Source organism: Mesorhizobium sp. B2-1-8, from assembly GCF_006442545.2.
In the GTDB taxonomy this organism is placed as follows: Bacteria; Pseudomonadota; Alphaproteobacteria; order Rhizobiales; family Rhizobiaceae; genus Mesorhizobium.
Genome location: NZ_CP083953.1, coordinates 136127 through 157283, shown reverse-complemented (window position 1 = coordinate 157283; position 21157 = coordinate 136127). Strand labels below are relative to the sequence as shown.

The 21157-nt window shown below is 59.9% G+C and carries 17 protein-coding genes and 2 pseudogenes; 10 read left to right on the top strand and 9 right to left on the bottom strand.

What is annotated here, in order from left to right; translation table 11 throughout:
* Nucleotides 1-896: 896 nt before the first annotated feature.
* The 7 genes and pseudogenes from FJ970_RS31895 to FJ970_RS31865 form a co-directional block, all read right to left on the bottom strand.
* The gene (locus tag FJ970_RS31895) at nt 897-2603 is read right to left on the bottom strand and encodes a DNA polymerase/3'-5' exonuclease PolX (protein ID WP_140765795.1); all 1707 of its coding nucleotides are present in this window, start codon (nt 2601-2603) and stop codon (nt 897-899) included.
* A gap of 1270 nt (nt 2604-3873) precedes the next feature.
* Nucleotides 3874-4035 (bottom strand): annotated as a pseudogene (locus FJ970_RS31890) (IS1595 family transposase); the annotation flags it as partial.
* Between the two features lie 143 nt (nt 4036-4178).
* Nucleotides 4179-4492 (bottom strand): annotated as a pseudogene (locus FJ970_RS31885) (Tn3 family transposase); the annotation flags it as partial.
* Nucleotides 4493-4501: 9 nt separating this feature from the next.
* Complete coding sequence (locus tag FJ970_RS31880) at nt 4502-4984, bottom strand: hypothetical protein (RefSeq protein ID WP_181178852.1); 483 nt, start codon at nt 4982-4984, stop codon at nt 4502-4504.
* Nucleotides 4959-5477, bottom strand: coding sequence for a hypothetical protein (locus FJ970_RS31875; protein ID WP_140765791.1), 519 nt, complete (start codon nt 5475-5477; stop codon nt 4959-4961). The genes FJ970_RS31880 and FJ970_RS31875 overlap by 26 nt, the downstream gene beginning before the upstream one ends.
* The gene (locus tag FJ970_RS31870) at nt 5444-5836 is read right to left on the bottom strand and encodes a hypothetical protein (protein WP_140765789.1); all 393 of its coding nucleotides are present in this window, start codon (nt 5834-5836) and stop codon (nt 5444-5446) included. Before FJ970_RS31870 ends, FJ970_RS31875 begins: the two co-directional genes overlap by 34 nt.
* A gap of 22 nt (nt 5837-5858) precedes the next feature.
* Nucleotides 5859-6329: a hypothetical protein gene (locus tag FJ970_RS31865; protein WP_140765787.1), complete on the bottom strand. Its 471-nt coding sequence runs from the start codon at nt 6327-6329 to the stop codon at nt 5859-5861.
* Between the two features lie 83 nt (nt 6330-6412).
* Between FJ970_RS31865 and FJ970_RS31860 the strand changes: the two genes are divergently transcribed.
* From FJ970_RS31860 to FJ970_RS31840, 3 genes are all read left to right on the top strand, one after another.
* A complete protein-coding gene (locus FJ970_RS31860; RefSeq protein WP_140765785.1) occupies nt 6413-6853 on the top strand; it encodes a hypothetical protein in 441 nt (146 codons plus the stop codon).
* A 612-nt stretch (nt 6854-7465) separates the two neighbouring features.
* The gene (locus FJ970_RS31845) at nt 7466-9892 is read left to right on the top strand and encodes an EAL domain-containing protein (protein WP_227792334.1); all 2427 of its coding nucleotides are present in this window, start codon (nt 7466-7468) and stop codon (nt 9890-9892) included.
* Nucleotides 9893-10372: 480 nt separating this feature from the next.
* Nucleotides 10373-10570 carry a cold-shock protein gene (locus FJ970_RS31840; RefSeq protein ID WP_140764275.1) on the top strand — a complete coding sequence of 66 codons (198 nt, stop codon included), beginning with the start codon at nt 10373-10375 and terminating at the stop codon, nt 10568-10570.
* A 136-nt stretch (nt 10571-10706) separates the two neighbouring features.
* Here FJ970_RS31840 and FJ970_RS31835 read toward each other — a convergent pair whose 3' ends face one another.
* Nucleotides 10707-11171 (bottom strand): MucR family transcriptional regulator, encoded by a 465-nt coding sequence (locus tag FJ970_RS31835; RefSeq protein ID WP_140764278.1) that lies wholly within the window; start codon nt 11169-11171, stop codon nt 10707-10709.
* 280 nt (nt 11172-11451) lie between these two features.
* Nucleotides 11452-12150, bottom strand: coding sequence for a DUF309 domain-containing protein (locus FJ970_RS31830; RefSeq protein WP_227792332.1), 699 nt, complete (start codon nt 12148-12150; stop codon nt 11452-11454).
* 273 nt (nt 12151-12423) lie between these two features.
* Between FJ970_RS31830 and FJ970_RS34010 the strand changes: the two genes are divergently transcribed.
* From FJ970_RS34010 to tkt, 7 genes are all read left to right on the top strand, one after another.
* Nucleotides 12424-12603, top strand: a complete 180-nt coding sequence (locus FJ970_RS34010; RefSeq protein WP_246682502.1) for a DUF982 domain-containing protein — start codon at nt 12424-12426, stop codon at nt 12601-12603.
* Between the two features lie 316 nt (nt 12604-12919).
* Nucleotides 12920-14116, top strand: coding sequence for a DUF932 domain-containing protein (locus FJ970_RS31820; RefSeq protein ID WP_140764287.1), 1197 nt, complete (start codon nt 12920-12922; stop codon nt 14114-14116).
* 455 nt (nt 14117-14571) lie between these two features.
* A complete protein-coding gene (locus tag FJ970_RS31815; RefSeq protein WP_181178794.1) occupies nt 14572-15447 on the top strand; it encodes a polysaccharide deacetylase family protein in 876 nt (291 codons plus the stop codon).
* A 422-nt stretch (nt 15448-15869) separates the two neighbouring features.
* Nucleotides 15870-16115 (top strand): DUF982 domain-containing protein, encoded by a 246-nt coding sequence (locus FJ970_RS31810; protein WP_140764293.1) that lies wholly within the window; start codon nt 15870-15872, stop codon nt 16113-16115.
* A gap of 63 nt (nt 16116-16178) precedes the next feature.
* Complete coding sequence (gene tal / locus FJ970_RS31805; protein ID WP_140764364.1) at nt 16179-17276, top strand: transaldolase; 1098 nt, start codon at nt 16179-16181, stop codon at nt 17274-17276.
* Nucleotides 17276-18931, top strand: a complete 1656-nt coding sequence (gene pgi, locus FJ970_RS31800; protein ID WP_140764295.1) for a glucose-6-phosphate isomerase — start codon at nt 17276-17278, stop codon at nt 18929-18931. Before tal ends, pgi begins: the two co-directional genes overlap by 1 nt.
* Nucleotides 18932-19037: 106 nt before the next feature.
* The gene (gene tkt / locus FJ970_RS31795) at nt 19038-21149 is read left to right on the top strand and encodes a transketolase (RefSeq protein ID WP_140764298.1); all 2112 of its coding nucleotides are present in this window, start codon (nt 19038-19040) and stop codon (nt 21147-21149) included.
* Nucleotides 21150-21157 lie beyond the last annotated feature (8 nt).

Sequence of the window (21157 nt, the reverse complement as noted above, 5' to 3'; positions counted from 1 at the left end):
GGAGATGGCGGCTTCCTTTTGGACGCAAGTTCTTTGGCGGCCTCGGCCTTGTCGAGGTCATCCAACAGGGTCGGCAATGGGTCAGGGTTGGTTCTACGGGCAGACCCAGGACCCCCGGGAGCTGTTTCCGAAAGACCCTCGACCTGATGAGCAGCAGCCATGCTCGATGCTTTCCTGAAACCATTAGGCCTAACTTGGGTTGGCCCTGAGAGTTCCACCCTTTCCTCGTGAAGATCGAACACCAGGAACACGTCATCCATGGTTGCTATACTGATCATCAACTCGATCAGCTCACAGTCCGTCTTGGTTAGCTGAGGACACTCCCTACGAACAGCTTCGAGGGTTGCCTTAACGGAGACCACACTGCCCACGGGGGCGTCCTTCAACACTGCACTGATGACGTCCTGAGCGGTGTGTGACGGCAGACGGGATGTCTGAGCACCCATGGTCGTCTTCCTCCCCCAAGCCTCGATTCGTGCGCCACTTCTTGAAAAAATCAAGAGCCGGAATCGTACCAAAGCAGAGGAATGTTTGGTAGAAAATTCTGAGCGGGTGATCGGATAACTGGCACGCGCCCCGCCCCCCCGTACCCTCATCATCCCGCGCCCGCGTGGGACCGTGGTGCGCGAAAAAGACCGCGCGCGAATGCCTGTCATGTCACCGCCTACAACAAGTTCTGGATCGCAGGCTCCGATCGGATCCTCCCGAGATCCCGTTATCCCCGGCCCGGCCGCCGGCATAGCCGGTCTGACGCGCAAGGCCTCGGTAAGGGCCTGGCGATCGCTGCAGAGATGGTGCATCGTAAGGTCCCTTGTTCGCGTTGCGGCGCTGGTAGGGAAAACCACAGCGACTCGCCCGAGCACCGTTACCTGTTTACGGCCCCAGGATCTCGATCCTCATCCGACAGCTTTCCGGGCAGGCGAGGGGCACTTTCCGCCGTTTCTGGAATCGGACTTGCGCTCTGAAAGCTTCGCAAGCAGAGCCGCCGATCCCATCGCATTGAGAACCCGTGTCCTTGGGACACCTCCCTTGCGGGCCATCTCGACCCCCCAATGCATGTGGTCGAGTTCGCGGATTGAATGAGCGTCCGGATTAATGCTGAAGATGCAGCCGTAGTCGAGTGCCTTCTGATGCCACCGCCAGTCGAGATCGAGCCGCCACGGATGCGCATTGATTTCGACAGCGACGCCATATTTCGCGCACGCTCTGATGACCTTGTCGACGTCGACATCGTAGCCGGGACGACGCAACAACTGGCGGCCGGTCATGTGGCCGATGATTGTCGTGAGGGGATTGGCGATTGCCTCAATGATACGGTCCGTCTGCTCTTTCTTGGGCAAGTTGAAGCGGCTGTGCACGCTCGCGACAACGAAATCGAACTGCTTCAAGACGTGGTCCGGATAATCAAGCGAGCCATCGACCAGGATGTCTGCCTCGATGCCCTTCAGGATACGGAATTCTCCACCATACTTCTTGTTTAGCCGATCGGCTTCGCGGTGCTGTTCAGCAATCTCTCGCAGCGTGAGCCCGCCCGCGTAGTGGGCCGATTGCGAATGGTCGGCGACACCATAGTACTCGAACCCACGCTTGCGGGTCGCTTCAGCCATTGCCTCGAGCGTCTCGGTGCCATCGGATGCGGTCGTGTGAGAATGCAGGATGCCACGCAGATCTTCGTCCCGGACAAGAGGAGGTAACTGCTGCCTCGCTGCCCGCTCAATCTCGTCCCTGCCTTCGCGCAGTTCGGGTTCGATGAACTGTAGGTCCAACGCTTCGTAGATTTCCTTCTCTGTCCCTGCCGCGATCAGCTTTCTCCCGTGATAGAGCCCGTTGGGTTTGAGGGCGAACCCTCTCTCGGTCGCATACATCTTCAACTGCTCAAGATGGGCCGCCGATCCGGTTGCTTCGAGTAGGCTGGCGCCAAAGTGCTTCTTATCCGTGACGACAAGCTGGAGGCTGGACCGCTCGATTTCGGTCGGCTTCTTCCCCAGCGCTACCAGCGCGAGGTCGGCAACAAGTTCGCAACCGCGCCGGAAATCACCGGCAATTTCCACGCGCGAAAACTCTGGATGCTCTTGCTTCACGGAAATGACGGCATGCTCAAGGAGAGCCGCGGCCTTGTGGAGGTGTAGCTGTGTTTCGCCGCTTCGAGCGATAGCCAGGTTTTGCAGGATTTTTGTCTGAAGCGAAGCACCGAGGCCTTTGACTGGCCGGATGCGATCTGCCTTTGCGGCGGCTTCGAGCTCAGCCAACGAGTTCACGCCGAGCGCCTGATGAAGCTTCAGTATCTTGTCGGGCCGAAGCCCTGGTATGGCAAAAAGCTCCATCACCCCCGCCGGGACCTCCTCGCGCAGTTCCTCAAGGCGTGGGTGCGTGCCCGTTTCATAGAGCTTGCGCACAATGTCCGCGATCGCGTCGCCGATCCCCGGGATTCTGGTGAGGGCGCCGGCGGCGATGATCCGGTCGAGCGGCTGCGACAACGCAGCCAGACTATCGGCGGCGCGCAGATATGCTTTTGTGCGATAGGCGTTGTCACCGCGCAGCGCCGTGCGATGTCCGTATTCCCTTAGGAGGCTGGCGACTGTCCGCGCATCGGTTTTTGCCATGGTTGAGGCAAACGGGGCCGATCTTCGCAGGTTCCATCAGGCCAAGGCAGCGAACCCCTTGACCCAGCCTTGCTGCCTTTCGCGGAGCGGGGCTTCAGACTTGGCAATGATTGGTCGGCTCGACCCCATCCCACCAGAAATTTGCTGGTTGCGCGTTTCGTCAATTCAGGAGCATCGCCGACGTGGAAATCCGATGGCGCATCAAGCGTCTCCATCTCCGCCCAAGTAATCGGCGCCGCGACCGGAGCACCGCGCGACCATCTCATGGCGTCCAACGCGGGAGATCGCCGCATCATCGGCCTCGCCGAAAGAGGTAGTCGTGCGTGTTAACGGCTAGCTCCGCCGCCAAAAGCCATTCGAAATCCAAGGCCAATGATGAATAGGCCTGCGATCCGCTGCTGCCAGAGCCGTACGCGAGGCCGCTTCATTATCCACGCGCCAAGTGTGCCGGACGCCAAGGCGTAAGTTCCTAAGACCAAAACGCCCGTCATCTTCTGGGTCGCCCCTAGGAGCAAAAGCTGCAACGTCACTGAGTCCCATGCGGATCGACAACTGAGGCAGGAACGCGACCATGAAGGCGATCGGCCAGGGGTTTACCAGCAGGGGTTTACCAGATTGGCAATCATGCCCTCCCGCGCGGCGGCGAGCGGTGTCACATCTCCCACCTGCCAGGCCGGTCGTAGCGGATGAGGTGAACGCTAGCCGTAGTCCGAGCCAAACGAGATAGGCGGCTCCCGCCCATTGCAGCATTTTGAATGCGAGGTGGGATGCGCTCACGAGCGAGGAAATCCCCAAGCGATTAGCGGCAGTTGCACCATCCCCGCGCCAACTGTCATGCCAAGAACGGTGAACAGCGCGGTCGCGCGCCCCTGTCCAATGCCTCGCGCCGTCACCAAGATACTATCTGGCCCCGGTGGCATCTACATTAGGATGACCGTTCCAACAAATGCTATCCAGAGCGCGGAATCGATGAGCTTTTCCTCTTACAATGACTGGGGTCGCTTAATCGAAACTATGGCAGCCGGGTAGTTGGTCAACGGAGACCTCGTTCACTCATTGGAAACTTGCCGTCTCAAAGGCTCAGCCATTCTTTCACCGTGCCGGTGTCAACCTGGGTAATGTTCCCAGCGAGGTCAGCGCGATCTTTTAATGGACGATTCTCAGAGGCGCGGCGCTTGAACCGCCGAAGGAGGCACCTGCGCCGGCGTTAACGCCGTTCAATCCGCCTGCGGAAGCGCTCAGCCCCGACCATGCATTGGTGGATTGGGGTCCGCTTTCTTCCACCGAGATGGAAATGGTCGATCTCAACCGTGCCGTCGAGCATGTTTTCCCGCGCCACCATTAGCCGCAGTGCGTGACCCATCCGCCAGGCCGTCGGCTGGCTCACTCCAAGGATCTCGGCGAGCCGGACAGAGGACAAGCCCTTACTGGAAAGAGCGGCGAGCATCGCTTCAGGCATTCTCATCTCCTTCGGATCAGGTCCAAAGAATCCCATGAAACACCGTGTGCAGCAAGGGGATTGCTGTCTTTCGTTGATAAAGGCCCGACACGCTAAGGTCGAACGGAGCATGAACGTCATGCGGGCCTAACGTAACCGAGCCGGAAGCCTGACCGACCGGAAGCCTTCAGGCATCTGATGTTCTGCATTCCCAGGTGTAGATGCCGGTCAGATTGATTTGTTCCCAGCTCAGCGGCGATACGTGCTTGAGCAGGTGATCCGGAACCTCACGATGCATTTTGCGTGAGTGGGTGACGGCCCGCTCGAAATAAACCGTGTTCCAGTGTACGATCGCGCTGACGACGAGATTGAGGCCGGAGGCGCGGAACGCCTGGCTTTCGAACGATCGGTCACGGATTTCACCACGCTCGTGGAGAAAGCTAGAGCGCGATTTGCCGCCTCACTCGCACAGCACGGTGACGATGCCCTGATAGTTGCCGGCCGGGAAGATGCCGCTCAATTTGGTGGCAGTGAGGTCGACCTGCATGGCGTGGGTGCCGTTGACGACCCTTTGCGGCACGCCCCCATTGTTGTCGACGCCCGAGCCATCGAGCCGGAAGACCGAGACGAAGGTCACGTTGGTGCCGCCGCCGCTCGGCGCGGACGAGAATGCCAAAGGCGCCGGCGCCGAAACCGAATAACAGTCCAGCAAGTTGAACAATGAGCACAGCGTGGAGCTTGCCACCACGGTGGCACTGGCGCTCGATCCGCCTGCCTGCTTGGAGCTCAGTATGCCGATGGCCGGATTTGCGGTCATCGTCCCCGATGCCCCGACCATGACGGTGCAGGTGCCGATGATCGCCCCCTGCGCCGGAAGGCAGAAGCCGGCAAGTGCAGCTATCACAAGCAGCGCGGGGCTATTTCTTCTTCTTTTTCTTGCCATCGCCGGTTCCGGTCCTGATGCTCCAGCCTTCATTGGCCCATCCGGGTGATGCGGCCACGGGAGCGGGAGCGCTGGCGGTCACGCTCCCGGTCTGGCCGTCGCCGCCGAGGCCCATCTTGAGCAGTTTCAGCTCCAGTTGCAGGCGCTCGACCTCAAGCTCATAGAGGCGGCTGCAATCGACACGCTTCGGCGTGCGACCGATCGGGATCACCACGCGGCCGTAGGTGGCGACGTCGTTGTTCGACTGGTTGTTGCCTCTGATAACGCCGAGGTCGAGATAGGCGCCGCTGCCGGAGACGGCCGATCGGCAGGTCGTGCCGTCGGAAGCGTGAACTTCGTCCTGGCCCTGGGGCAAGGTCACGCCGGGCAGATTGAAGCCGCTCTCGTTCTGATTGAGGTTGTAGACATCCTCGGCCAGAACCGGAGAGATCCCCGTCCACATTGCCGCAAACGCGACTGTCAGGACTTGCGGTGCCCAAAAAACCTTCCGCATATCTGTGCCCTTATCTGCGTCTGTTCATTGGGGAAAGGGATGCTCTCGGTACAGATACGCACTTTACGCTCGGCAGCGCCGCCGAAGGGCACGACCACAAGGACAGGACGGGAGGCCTGCGAGCCCAGTTGGAAGACGCTCGGAGAGATTCTGGCGTCCACCGGTTGAAAATCCTGATCGTAGACGTGGATTTCGACCTTGATCTTCTGGCCGTAGGGATTGGCGGGGAACACACGGACCGCGAAGGCATCGGTGAAACTGTTGACCTCACCACGCATCGGCGACATCGACTGGGCGCCGGCGGCAATGGGCATCAGTCCAACGGCCAGCGCCGTCGCCAGGTTGAAAATATGTTTCAAGGACCCCTCCTTTGCGGGGACGTCATTCGCAGCGCAGCGTTACCGTTGCCTGATAGTTTCCTGAGGCGAAGCGATTGCTGCCGCCCTTTGTGCCGGCGAGATGGACCGAGACCAGGTCGGCGCCAGGGATGGCCAGGGCGGTGGACGCCCCCGTTTCTGCGATCGTGTGGGCGCCGCTGGCCAAATAGGTCGGTGTCCAGGTGGTGGCGGTGCTGTCGGCGGCCGGCACGGTGGTGAGGGTCACCGGATCGACGCTCAGCGAAACACCTCCGGTGGTGGTGAGCGTGACCGTTCCAGCCGAACCGCCGCTGTTGTGCGAGCTCAGGGACTGGAGGTCGGGGCTTACCGTCATCGTGCCGTTGGAGCCGACAACGAGCGTGCAGGTCGCGGTGACCGTGCCGTTGAAGATGACGTTCTGCGTTGTGGCCATCGCGCCGTGGTCGAGGCACGCGACCAGCAAGGCTGCACCAAAAGCGGTGCGGAACAACGTCATCGAGACCCTCCTATTAAATCGGACTGCCGGAGTTAATATTGGGTCATCATCGCTTTAGCATGGTTAAATTAGCGTAAACTTAAATGAAGAAACGGAACGCCATCCTGAATGAACCCGGCGGTAGTAGCCGGTTGTTTCCGGAAATCCAGAAAAGAATTATAAATAATACTTCGCCCGGGAAATTTGATATTTTCCCGGTGGGAAAATTAAAAACTCGACATTTCCAGACGAAATCTGCCCGCCTCCGGTCCGGCTTGCAAACTAGCCACCGCCGCCGCCCTTCCCACTGCCACCTACCGAGGCCGCGCCAATCGCGCCAGCAGCCAATGCAGACTTCAATCTTTTCTGCCGCATTCTTTGCCCGCGTGGCCCGGATTAGCGGAAAAAGCAGTGGCGCTGATCGGTTCCACGCCCCGTATTTCATCTATGACTTTCTCGATCTCGCGAAAAACAGGACGCTTTCAAGCCGCAAGGCTCTTGGAGGAATGTTCTACTCGTCAGAAGCTTTGCGGGCGACTGGATAGCGCCCGGCTCTATAGCGGGTTGAGCGCAACCAACCTGACCGAGACCGCCACCGGCCAGCCCGTCGACATCTTCGGCGATCCCTTGCGGCGCGACAGCCTATCAGGCCTGGGAAGACGGCGGCAACGCGGTCCCGGCGCCTGTCACCAACGCCGACTTCTTCTACAACGTCACCGGCAAATGCGACTTCAACAAGCGGCCCTCGGACACCGCGCTGACGCAGTGACGCAGACGATCCCCACGAGGGGAAGAGATCGGATGCGGTGCGGTGGCGCGTCAGTGTGGCCGCCCTATCCGGCATGGCCTTTCCTCAGCTTCGGATGCGCAGCTCGACGGTCCCCGCCGTGCCTCCCAGTCGCGGTCGCGGTAGCCGTTGCGCAGCCGGCGCGGGTTCTTCTCGCCATAGCCGTCGCCGGTCGCGGCGCCCGGCCTCAGACACCGCCTTGGAGCGTCTGCCACGCCCGCCTGCATGAGAAGCATCGTCGCTGCTGGTCAGATGAGCTATTTATAGCAACAACAAATCATTTCTTAAACAGTGCGCAAGCAGTTTAAGCACTTATTCATTACTCAAGCGCATTTTTCTTGCAAGTGTGTGCGGGCTTCGAGAAAAAAGCATGCTGAAGGTCTACACCTGCATTGCAACGGAGCATGATTTGCGTCTGGTTGCGCTAGCGGCCTTCGTTTGCGCACTGGCCTGCTTCGCTGCGGTTAATCTTCTCCATCATGTCCGGCGCAGCGAATTTGCGATGCAACGGTTCTGGCTCGCGGTCGCTGCCGTCGCCACCGGCTTCGGCATCTGGGCTACCCATTTCATCGCCATGCTGCTGGCCTTCCAGCCCGCGGTGCCGAGCGGCTACAACATCGCCTTGACGATCGTCTCACTGGTCGCGGCTATCATTTTGACGGGAACTGGCCTTTCCATTGGCATCTCACCACGCGTGCAGCATGGCCGCTGGATTGGCGGCGCCATCGTGGGCGGCGGGATCGCCGTTATGCATTATACCGGCATGGCCGCGTTCGAGATCGCCGGCCGCATCGACTGGGATCCGCCGCTCGTTGCCGCCTCCATCCTCCTCGGCGGTATGTTCGGCGCCGCTGCATTGCCGGTCGCGCTTCGGGAAAACAACGTCAGGTGGAAGGCGCTCGGCGCCCTGGTGCTGACAATTGCGATCTGCAGCCACCATTTCACGGCGATGGCCGCGGCAGCGATCATACCTGATCCGCGTGTTGTGGTTTCGGCCTCGGCGCTGCCTGCCGAATGGATGGCGATCGGTGTGGCGCTCGCTTCGACTGTCATCATCCTTTTAGCCCTTGTCGGTCTCGGCCTCGATCTGCGAGACCTTCGCCGCGCGGGTGAGACTGCGCGTATGCAGGAACTGGCAGACGCCACCGTCGAGGGGCTGGTTGTGTGCAACGAGGCCGGGATTGTTGCAGCCAATAAAAGCTTCGCCGCACTTGCCGGCGTCGACAGATCGGAAGTGGTCGGCCGCTCGCTCGCTTCTTTCTTCCCCACGCTGTCGCAGGACGAACTCGTTAACACGGAACGGAAGCCACTGGAGGCGGGGCTTTGGGCGACGAACGGCACCACGATACCGGTGGAGTTGATCCGCCGCAGCATCGTCTTTAGCGGCAAGCCACACAAGGTTCTTGCAGTGCGCGACATCCGCGGTCGCAAGCGGGCCGAGGAGGAGATTCACTTCCTCGCCAACCACGATCCCCTGACCGGTCTGCCAAATCGCAGAAGCTTCAACGAGAGGCTGGACGCTGAGTTCGTGGCGCATCGTGGCGCCGACCGCTGCTTTGCCGTCCTCTTCCTGGATCTCGATCGCTTCAAGGATATCAACGATCTCTTCGGTCACCTCGTCGGCGACGAGGTGCTTCAATTGGTTGCCGAGAAGATCAAAAGTATTCTCAAGCCACAATACATGTTCGCGCGCCTTGGGGGCGACGAGTTCGCGGTGATCATTCCGGGCCTGCCGAGCCCCGCTTATGCAACGCGAACCGCTGAAGCCATCCTGGAGGCGTTTAGCGACGGAGGAGGGATGATTCTGCCCGCCGGGGTCACGCTCGGCACAAGCATCGGCATCGCTGTATTCCCGAATGATGCGCCTGATCGCGCGACGCTTCTAAGCCATGCAGACGCCGCGCTTTATGAGGCTAAGGCGGAAGGGCGTGGCGTGTATCGCTTCTTTGCGCCGGCCATGGGTGAGCATCTGCGCGACCGACGCCAGATGGAACACGACATTCGTCTTGCAATCTCGCGCAACGAGTTCCGCCTCGTCTACCAGCCGCAGGCAAAGCTTCCATCAAACAAGGTCTACGGCTTCGAAGCCTTGCTTCGTTGGGATCACAACACCAAGGGCGCCGTATCCCCGGCGGTGTTCATTCCGATCGCGGAAGAATGCGGCGCCATTCTGAAGATCGGTGAATGGGTGCTGCGCACCGCCTGCACCGAAGCGGCGTCATGGGAACAACCGTTAGCGATCAGCGTCAACGTCTCGGCCGTACAACTCCATGGCGGGAATCTTCCGGAACTGGTGGAAGAGATACTGAAGGAAACGGGTCTGGATCCATCCCGACTTGAGTTGGAGATTACAGAATCATCGCTGATCAAGGATATTGGCCGAGCGCTCGCAGTGCTCAACAAGCTCAAAATCCTTGGTGTCCAGATCGCGATGGATGATTTTGGCACTGGCTACTCTTCTTTATCGAACCTGCGGGCGTTCCCGTTTGACAAGATCAAGGTGGACCAGTCCCTGGTGCATTCTGTGGATGCGAGCGATGAGGCCGCCGCAGTTCTGCGCGCCGTCTTCGGTCTCGCTCGGGGCCTCAACCTGCCGGTTCTGGCGGAGGGCGTCGAAACCGACGCAGAGTTAGATTTTCTGCGTGCAGAAGCCTGTGACGCCATGCAGGGTTATCTTCTCGGCCGGCCTTGCCCGATAGCCGAGTTCGTCCATCATACAAGCGGTGAAGACTCGTCAGCCGCTCCCCGACGGCCAAACAAGCACGAATTGCACGTGGTCAAGAGCAGCGCGGCCTAGGCCGGAACGGGAGCATAAAAAAGTCGGGGGCGCCGGGCGCCTCGGGTTAGCGTGGACCTGGAGATTGAGTAGCCACATTTGGTCCTCGCCTCCCTCGGACGAAATTGCCTTGCTCCTGCGAAGATCCCGCGCCGCCGGCATCGTTAGACAACCCGCTTTGTAAGTGCAGCAGCGATCGGGCCGGCTTCTGCGATGACCTTCGCTATTGGATGTGAGCCTCGCTTGCCAAACAGGCAAGACTGAACACATGGGTTCCAACCCCAAAGCCTTTCAGGTTCGGATGGTTGAGGCTGTTCGCGACGTAGCTGTCGAACAGTTCGCGGGCGCACACCGACATGAGTGGCCTCCATGCTTTCCTCTAAGGCGTTTGCGCACCTCATCAAACAGAATAGGCGTTTTCGCAATTCAAACTGAGACACTACCCAAAAACGGAATGGCCAAACCGCCGGCCCAATTTGCAATGGTATACAGGATACGCATATGGCTACTGGAACGGTGAAGTGGTTCAACAGCACCAAGGGATTTGGATTTATTCAGCCTGACAACGGCGGTCAGGATGTTTTCGTCCACGTTTCCGCTGTCGAACGCGCGGGCCTCTCGACTCTGAATGAAGGTCAGAAGTCAACTATGAGATCGAATGGCAAGTCCTCTGCCGGCAACCTCAGTAAAGCCGGCTAAATTTTCTCCTGCGTCCCAGCAAGAGGGGAATGATACGCGAGATAAGGCGGAGGTTGGTCTTCCGCCTTATCTTTCACATTCTGAGCAGATCATGCCGATAGCAGCCGCGCTCCCGCACGACCCTCGAGAGATAAAGTCAGGCTGCGACCTTCTTGCTCGTCCGCTTCGCCGGCGCCGGCTTTTCCGGCTCTTTCGGTTTGCGGCCGAGCCCCATCGTCTTGGCCAACGCCGAGCGCGCAGCGGCGTAATTTGGCGCGACCATCGGATAATCCGCCGGCAGGCCCCATTTGGCGCGGTACTCGTCCGGCGTCAGCCCGTAGTGGGTCGACAGATGGCGCTTGAGCGATTTGAACTTCTTCCCATCGTCAAGGCAGATGATGTAGTCCGCCATCACGGACTTTTTGATCGGGACAGCAGGCTTGAGAACCTGCGGCTGTTCTGCGGAAGCGCTGCCGGCCGTTCCTTTCAGCGCCGCATGTACTTGGCCGATCAGGGCAGAGAGATCCCCCACTGGAACCGGATTGTTCGAGACATAGGCTGAGACGACCTCGGCGGTAAGCTCGATGAGGGCATCGAGCTTGTGGTCGGGTTCTTCTGTCATGAAATTCTCCAGGTCGTTTGAAGGGGGCAGGGGAAGTCTCGGTATATAGTGATGGTTGTGGCTGAAGGCAATAAATGTCTCAGCAGCTTAAGTATCGCCATAAGCTATCGCTGATAGGCGTCGGCATGGAAATCGTTTCGGCTGCCGGGCGCCGGAACCGATGTGCAGCCATGCGATCTTGAGCTTTGTAACTCCGAAATAACGTAACGAAATTCCGCGCTACACGAAAATACGGCCAGTGAATGAAACCTGGCATTCCTCGCTCGCCAGTGACGTTGGCTCAACGAGCCCGGTCTATTCCTGGCGTCTTCTGCGGACGACCGTTTCTTCTTTTTTGCGAACCGTTTGGCCTGTGGCCGGAGCTCGGTCCGAGAATGAAGTCAAACACGGGTTGGGGCTGACCGAGCACTGTCGCCTGCAAGGCTGCCGGGGTCCGTACCGCGGCTTCTGCGTGGTCGGCGAGCCCTGCGGGCGACATGCCGAGCGAGCGCTCGAAGGTATGATCCGCCGTGTTCAGCCGACGAAGGAGCGCCGCGGCGCGTCCGGCATGACGTATCGCTGCCACGTGCTTGCCCTCGCGGATCTTCACGCCGGCTGCCGATAACAGGATCAATCCCTTGAAGAGCGTCCGAAGCGGAACGCCTCGGCCTGCAACTTGCCACAGCCCTTCCCATGCCTCATGGGCTTCCCAGTAATAGCCGTGGTTGAAGAGGTCGAGACCCCAGAGGAATATGTCTGAATCCAGCGGCGCCTTTGCCGCCAACGGCATGGCTTCGCTGTTGTAGCTATGTCCCGCGGGATCGCGCACGGGATGCGGTTGCCTGCCCGGCAGATACGCATAGAGCGGAAAGGTCTTTTCCGGCAGCCAGCGCCGGCGCAACATCGAACCAATAGCCATCAAAGCCGTATAGCATACCGTGGGACGACCTGGCCGCCGGTATGGAGTGGGTCGCGGCGGGCAGCGGAAAAGTGCAGGCATAGGCTTCCACTGTGCGAGACTGCCCCAAGGCACATTCTCAGAAATTGAGCTAGCCAAATCCCACGCCACCAGACATTAACCAGACAGCGTTCATGACCACCGCTGCTTAGCGATCAAGCTTAGCAGTCGGGGATGCAGCCGAATCGTTCGGCTGAGGAAATATGTGCGAGCGAGGCTTTCGCCGCTGGGTCTAGAGGGGGAGTGATGACCGGCTCGAGCAGATTTGAAAGGCCAGTCGTTGTCCAGATCAGTCGCCACAGCTCGGAGCGTGTGGTGTTCGACATCAATGACGCGTCCAATATCTTGCTGCGACATCTCGATCGTCAGACTGAGAAGAGCAAGACAGCGATGGACGCCTGTCTGCGCGTATTGCGTGGAGAGGCTCATCCAACATCCGCTCGGCGTGCTTTCGTCGCTGCCGCGCTCGAAGCAAAGATTTTGCGTGGCGATTGAGAGCTATGACGGCGCTCATGAATCTCGTCCCTCTCGGCATCGCCGTCAAAGATACTTTATGTGTGGGGCAGCCGGTCCTGCCGAACTGGCAATGTCGGCATTGTGGCCGCTCCGAGCCGGGCCGAATTCCTTGACCTCGCCGACGAGTATCATCAGTTTTCTGGGACCGCTCTTCGGGGGCAGCGCGGAAGCAAGCGCGTAGGCGGCGCTTCGATAGGCGACGGTGCGGCCAGCAGAGGAAGAGGGCAGGCGGGGTTGCGGTTGGCGGATGAAGGTCCGGGAGAGAGGCTCCCGGCGTCCGCCGTGGAGCAAACCCATGGTACAGATGGAAATTCAGGCACCGACGCGGAACGCGCGTGCAGGCTACAAGGTGGATGTGAGCCGCGGCCAGTGCGTCGGCCGCGTGTCGTCGGAGTGGTTCAACCGACCGGCCGACGAGCGCTACCTGTCCCTCACCGACCTCCGGAAATCGGTAAGGGCGCGATCGCAGCGCAGCCGCACGCGCATTGTCGAAAGCGAACGGATCCGCGTCGAAGCTAGCCGCGACGACGCGGAACGCCTCCTACTCATGCTGCCCGATGCCGAGGCACCCGTTGCCCCCACGCATTGGAGTTTTGGTCAGCTTGCCAGTCTGGTCGGCGCACCGGCTGCATACCTGCGCCAGCTCCCGGCCCCGCTCGCCGCCATCAATCTCCAGTACGGGCTGAATTCGCAGCGGGCAGAGCAGGTAAAGACACTCGAAATCCAAAACGGTCGCCTCGAGTTGCGAGCGGTGACCGGTCCCGACTACGGGAGGATTTTCGACCATGAGCTGGTCGAGGCCGTGCAGAAGATTGCCGGCAATGGCACCGGGGATACGCGCTGGAAGGTGCCAGGTGTGCTCGACTGGTCGACGGGGATCTACAATCCGAACGTCGACATCTCCAGCGACACCACGACGCTCTACGCGTCTGATCGCGATGTCTTTTTGTTCCTCGTCGATGACTTGAACCCGATCGAGGCCGGGCGGCTGCCGAATGGGGAACCGGATCGCTATTTTCGCGGTTTCTATTGCTGGAATTCCGAAGTCGGAGCCCGCACCCTCGGCATCGCCAGCTTCTATCTGCGCGCCGTGTGTCAGAACCGCAATCTGTGGGGCGTTGAAGATTTCGAGGAAGTCACCATCCGCCATTCAAAGTATGCCGCCTCGCGTTTCGCCCTGGAAGCCGAGCCGGCGCTGATCCAGTTCGCCGATTCCTCGCCCATGCCGTTCGTCAACGGCATCAAGGCGGCCCGGCAACGGATCGTCGCTCGGGACGACGAAGATCGCCAGAGCTTCCTGCGCAAGCGCGGCTTCTCAAAGTCCGAGACCACGAAGATCATCGATACCGTGCTGCTGGAGGAAGGCCGGCCCCCGGAATCGATTTTCGACTTCGTACAGGGCATCACGCGGATCGCGCGCGACAAGGCGCATCAGGATGTTCGCCTGGACATGGAAGGCAAGGCCAAGAAGCTTCTCGATTTCGCCGCCTGATCCTGCGGAGGCCGGCAACGAAAACTCTCGTTACTGACCTCACGTCCGGTTCGCCATCTGCATCAATCCCAGCGCCGTCCTTCGAAGCACGAGGACGGCGCTTTTTTCGGGACGGATGAGGTGCCGCAAGAAGCATCCGGTCGCCCGTCGCGGAGCAAGCCGACGGACGAACTTTCGCTCATAAGATTTTGCCGAGCACATCCTCGCCGGCGGCACAACCACACGCAGGGCACGTCCCCGCCGGTGCAAGGTCCACGGCAATGCGTTGGTCGCGAACCAAACCTAGACAGTCGAACTGCCTTTCCTACGCCCCGTTGCGGGCGCCCCCCCATCCGATACGCTGGCAAGCCTCCGATGAAGGCGGCAGGTTATGCCGATCACCCAGCTAAGGGGTTCCCCTAGGCTGATAAATTGGCAAAATGGCCCGTGCGGCCGCCCGGCATAGAGGATCGAGAATGACGTTTGGCATTGGCGCCCCTGACAATCAAACAAAGGACGACGCAGCTCCAGTGAGACATCTGGTCGTCCATCATGATGATCTGGGGGCCAGTCATAGTGGCAACAAGGCATTCGTCGAGCTATTCGACTTAGGGGTTGTCACCTCGGGTTCGGTCATGGTTCCCTGCCCGTGGTTTCCCGAGATGGCGGCCATCTGCCGGGATCGGCCGGACCTTGATGTGGGTGTACACCTGACATTGACCGCCGAATTTTCGCGCTTCCGCTGGCGACCACTCACAGGAGTCCATCCCAATGGCCTTACCGATCGAGACGGGTTCATGTGGGGGAGCGTTACCGAGGCCGTTCATGCGGACCTCACTGCGGTGGAGACAGAGTTGCGCGCTCAGGTCGAAACGGCCTTGGCAGCGGGAGTGGACGTCACACATCTCGACGCGCATATGGGGACCGTATGGCAGCCCGCATTCGTTGATCTTTATCTGCGCCTAGGCGAGGCCTTCCAGCTTCCAGTCATTCTGTCACGCGACGTAAACAACATGGCACCGCGAGATTTCGACTACACGCCTTATTTTGAGCGTCTAGCCGCTCGTGGCAACCCGGATTTCCAGCGTTTCCTCACCACTCCGTTTGGCAACTTCGCGCCCGATCACGCGACCTATGCCGATATCTTTAACCGGGCTGCCCCCGGTCTCAATTGGGGCGGGTTCCACTTCACTGCACCCGGTGACATCGCCCTGTATTCCGATGATGCCGCAACTCGTCTCGGCGAATACGACGTCTTCCGATCCGGGCAAGTGCAGGAGCTGCTCAATGCCGCTGGCATTGACTTAGTCGGAATGCGCGCCTTCCGCGAAACCATGAGAATCGTTGCTTAGACCGCCCGATAGATGTCCGCTTGAGAAACTATCACCCCAAGGCGGCGCCGGCTTTTGTTTCCAGATGTATATCACCTGCTGAGTGAACGCCTCGGCGCTACTTTAGACGCAAGGTCCCGGCGTTCATCGATATGGTTGTGTCGTTTTGCAGTTAATCGCAAGACTCTCTGCAATGGAACGTTTTCTGCACAGGATCATGTTTTCATGACGCCTATTACGCAATCAAGCGTCTGCTCAGCTTGATTGTTTTCAATGTCGCGTCGCGGAGAAGAGACTTGGCCAGGCGGGCCGGGTTTGACCGCTCCCAAACGCGCCGCTGCTATTCACACTGCTTGGGCTCACGCAAGGGTGATCCCTGTCGATGAAACTTCACCCGACAAGGCGCGTTGTGGGAGTTCAGCCAGTTCGAGGCGGCCCGCCCCATGTATGATGCGTGGTTTTCCAAGCCGATATCCGTTGCCACCGGCATAACCGGGGACATTCGAAACCTGACCAACGCTCGACAGGCTTTTGACCTTCTTAACGACCGTTGGCGCGCCGGTGGTAGCGCTAAGCACCGATCTGCGAAGCGAGCATGCCAACAGGCCTTGAACGGCAGCGTTTCGCCCGATGTCGCGAGAGATGCGTTCGTCGACGCAGCGCGGGAAGCACGCATATTGGTCGAGTGAATTTGCTCGCCGCATATGAGACTGGCCGGGGTGCATCACTTCCCGCCCACTAGCGAGGTCGCCATGAACGCAACAACCCGATTGCATCAACTCGGCCAAAGCCTCTGGTTGGACAACATCACGCGCGATCTGTTGAGCAGCGGCACCCTCCAGCGCTATTGCACCGACTTTTCGGTGACTGGATTGACGTCGAACCCAACGATCTTCGATGAGGCTATTAGAAACAGCACTGCTTATGACGAGGCCCTTCATCGTAAAGCCAGAGGAGGGAAAGCGGGCGAGCAGCAATTCTTCGAATTGGCGCTGGAAGACCTGACGCAGGCCGCAGCATTGTTCGGCCCGGTCCATGAAGCGACGGCCGGCATCGATGGCTGGGTTTCGCTGGAAGTGTCGCCTTTGCTGGCTAACGACGCCGGCGCCACTGTCGAGGCCGCCAAGCGGTTGCACGCGCAGGCGCACTGCTCCAATCTCTTTATCAAGATCCCGGGCACACCCGCAGGCGTCGAGGCCATCGAGGAATCGATCTTCGCCGGCGTCCCCGTGAATGTGACGCTGCTGTTTTCGTGCGAGCAGTACATAGCGGCAGCCGACGCGTATTGCCGAGGCATTCAGCGCCGGATCAACGCCGGGCTCGACCCCAAGACCGCCTCGGTCGCCTCGATCTTCGTCAGCCGCTGGGATAAGGCGGTAATGGACAAGGTTGGCCCAGCGCTGCGGAACCGCCTCGGCATCGCCATTTCCGGGCAAGTCTATAAAGCCTACCGGGAGCGGCTTGCCTCTGCCGAATGGCGCAAGCTGGCCGATGCCGGCGCACTTTCCCAGCGCCTGCTTTGGGCGAGCACCGGGACCAAGGATCCGCAGCTTCCGCAATCATATTACATTGAAGCGCTCGCCGCACCGGACACCATCAACACCATGCCGGAGAAGACGCTCCATGCATTTTCGAAAGAGGGGAAGGTGAACGGCGTCATGCGGGAGGACGGTGGCAAAAGCGAAACCGTGCTTGCCGACTTCGCAAAAGCCGGCGTCGACATTCAGGCGCTTGCCGCGCAGCTCCAGTTGGAAGGCGCCCAATCCTTCACCAAATCATGGACCGATCTGATGGCGGTGATTGCGTCGAAGAGCGAGCAGTTACATCGCCACGGTTCGGCCGGCGGATGATGACCGCGCCTCTCGCGACCAGGACATTGCCGCTCACGGAACTTCCGGCATGGAAGGCGTTGCTGACGCACTGCCAGGAAGTGCGCCCTTTGCATCTGCGGCAGCTGTTCGCCGACGATCGCGAGCGTGGCAAGCGTTTCGCCATCGACGCCTGCGGAATTTATCTCGATTATTCGAAAAACCGCATCACGGCTGAGACCGTCCAGCTTCTCATTCAACTCGCCGAGGCTTGCCAGCTGCGCGAGCGCATCGAAGCGATGTTCAGCGGTCAGAAGATCAATGTCACTGAGCAGCGCGCGGTGCTTCACGTGGCGCTGCGCGCGCCTGCCGGCGAGCAAATTTTAGTCGACGGTATCGATGTCGTGCCGGAAGTTCACGCGGTGCTCGGCAAGATGGCCGATCTCACGGACAGGATTCACAGCGGCGCGTGGCGCGGCCATTCCGGCCTGCCGATACGCAACATCATCAACATCGGCATCGGCGGCTCGGACCTCGGGCCGGTCATGGCCTATGAAGCGCTGCGCCACTACGGCCGGCGCGACATGATTTTCCGCTTCATCTCGAACATCGACGGTACCGACTTCGTGGAAGCGACGCGGGATCTGAATCCTGAAGAAACGCTGTTCATCATCTGCTCGAAGACGTTCAGGACGTTGGAAACGCTGACCAACGCCCACACCGCACGGGAATGGATCCTGCGCAAGCTGGGCGACGAGCAGGCAGTGGCCCTGCATTTTGTCGCCGTCTCGGCCAATGCCGAAGGGGTCGCTGAATTCGGCATCGACACCAATCAGATGTTTGGCATGTGGGATTGGGACGGCGGCCGCTATTCGATGGATTCTGCGATTGGGCTGTCCACCATGCTCGCCATCGGGGCGGAAAATTTCCAGGCGATGCTGTCGGGCTTCCATGACATGGACCACCACTTCCGCACCGCGCCGCTCGGTGAGAACCTGCCGGCGCTGATGGGCCTGCTCGCAGTTTGGTATAATAATTTCTTCGAGGCGCAGACGGTCGCGATACTACCCTATGAGCAATATCTGAAGCGCTTTCCTGCCTATCTCCAGCAACTGACGATGGAAAGCAACGGCAAGCACGTCACCCTTGGCGGCACGAAAGTCGATTACCAGACAGGGCCGATCTATTGGGGCGAACCTGGCACCAACGGCCAGCATTCATTCTACCAACTCATTCATCAAGGCACCAAGCTGGTTCCGTGCGACTTCATCGGGTTTTGTCAGGCATTGAATCCGCTTGGCCGTCATCACGACCTCCTGATGGCAAACTTGTTCGCGCAGACCGAGGCGCTGGCTTTCGGCAAGACGCCAGCGGAGGCCAAGGCCGAAGGGACCGCGGATTGGCTGGTTCCGCACCGCACCTTCGAAGGTAACCGCCCGACCAATACCTTGCTTGCCGAGCGCCTCACCCCAAAAACTCTCGGCAGCCTGGTGGCGCTCTACGAGCACAGCGTCTTCACGCAAGGCGTCATCTGGAACATCGATTCATTTGACCAATGGGGTGTTGAGCTGGGCAAGGCATTGGCCGAAAAAACAATTCCGGAGCTGGAAGCCTCCGAAACTCGGCACCTCCAACATGACAGCTCGACCAACACTTTGATCGAGCGCTATCGCCGATTCCGGAAACGAAAGAGGTAAAGGCAGTGAGCCGGCCGCTCCTCTGGCGGCGACCTTACCAAACCGCAGCCCGGCCCAGCCAGCACCTGGAAAATCGGGTCGCATAAATCCGATCAAAGGATTCCCAATGAAGCAGGTGTCACTCGACCAGATCAGCATCAACACGCTGCGAATGCTTTCCATTGACGCGGTTCAGAAAGCAAAATCCGGCCATCCCGGAACGCCGCTGGACGCTGCCCCGATGGCTTATTGCCTGTGGCAGCGCTTCCTTTGCTACGACCCTGGCGACCCCGATTGGCCCAACCGCGACCGTTTCGTGATGTCGGCCGGTCATGCGTGCGCCCTGCTCTACAGCCTGCTTCATCTTTGCGGCGTCAAGGCAAAGGGCGCGAGCTATCCATCGGGCGATCGACTTGCCGTCACGTTGGACGATCTGAAGAGTTTTCGCCAGGCTGGCAGCCATTGCACGGGGCATCCCGAATATGGCTGGACGTCAGGCGTGGAAACCACCACGGGTCCACTCGGACAAGGGGCGGCGACAAGCGTCGGCATGGCAATTGCGCAACGGTGGCTGGCCGCCACCTACAATCGACCCGACTATGATCTGTTCTCGCACAACATCTACGCCCTGTGCAGCGACGGCGACATGATGGAGGGGCTCAGCAACGAGGCGGCATCGCTGGCGGGACACCTTAAGTTGTCGAACCTCTGCTGGATTTACGACGACAATCACGTCACCATCGAGGGGCCGACTGGCCTTACATTCAGCGAAGACGTGGCAACCCGCTTCATCGCGTACGGATGGCATGTCGAGCGGGTAAGCGATGCAAATGATCTGGTGTTGCTGGGTAGCGCTTATCAGAAATTCATCGATACGCATGACCGCCCAACGCTCATCATCGTTCAAAGCCATATCGGTTATGGCGCGCCGCACAAGCACGATACGAACAAAGCTCACGGAGAGCCACTGGGGGCCGAAGAAGTTCGGCTGACGAAGGAATTCTACGGCTGGGATCCGAACGCCAATTTCAAGGTTCCAGAGGAGGTCGTGGCGCATTTCCGCGCACATATGGGCAAGCGCGGGCGCGCCGCTCATGCGGCCTGGCGGAAATTGTTTTCGGCTTACCGGAAGCAATATCCCGACCTGGCCGAGCAGATCGACCAGATGCGGCGACGCGAAGTTCCCGCGGGGTGGGACGCCGCGCTGCCCGCCTTCGCAGCCGATGCAAAGGGCCTCGCGACGCGCGACTCCTCCGGCCAGGTGTTGAACGCCATTGCGAAACACATGCCATGGCTGCTGGGTGGCGCGGCAGACCTATCGCCATCAACCAAAACGAACCTCGAATTTGAATTTGCCGGCGACTTTCAGGCGCAAGCGGGTGAACAGGCCGTCAGCTACCGCGGACGAAATTTCCACTTCGGCCTGCGCGAACATGCCATGTGCGCCATCGGCAACGGCATGAGCTTGTCGAAGCTGCGGCCGTTCGTCTCCAGCTTCCTGATCTTCACCGACTACTGCCGCGCGGCGCTGAGGCTGAGTTCGATGATGGAATTGCCGCTCATCTCCATCTGGACCCATGATTCCATCAGTCTCGGCGAGGATGGGCCAACCCACCAGCCCATCGAGCAGCTTGCCTCATTCCGCGCCATGCCCGGCATGGTCGTGCTGCGCCCCGCAGATGCGAATGAAGTCGTGGAGGCATGGAAAACCATCATGCATCTCAAGGAAAGGCCTGTCTGCCTCGTGCTGACGCGACAGGCAGTGCCGACGCTCGATCGCTCGACCTATGCGAACGCAAGTGGTGTGGCGCAGGGCGCTTATGTGCTGGCCGATGCTCCCGACGGCAGACCCGACGTCTTGCTGCTGGCGACCGGCAGCGAGGTCGCGCTCTGCGTGACGGCCTATGAACAGCTGAAGGCGGAGGGCATCAAGACACGCGTCGTCAGCATGCCGTCATGGGAATTGTTCGAAAGCCAACCAAAGGAGTATCGCGACACTGTCCTGCCGCCAACGATAACCGCCCGCGTGGCGGTGGAGGAAGCATCCGGTTTCGGATGGGAACGCTATGCCGGCTTCGACGGCGCCATCCTCGCTCTGCATAGTTTCGGCCTGTCGGCGCCGTCGAAAGTTGTAGCAGAACACTTCGGATTCGAGCCGGCCCACGTCGTTGCGGCTGCCAAGGGGCAAATTGCTGGCCGCCGGTCAATCAAACAAGTCGGGATTGCCCGAACCGAATGAGGCGACCA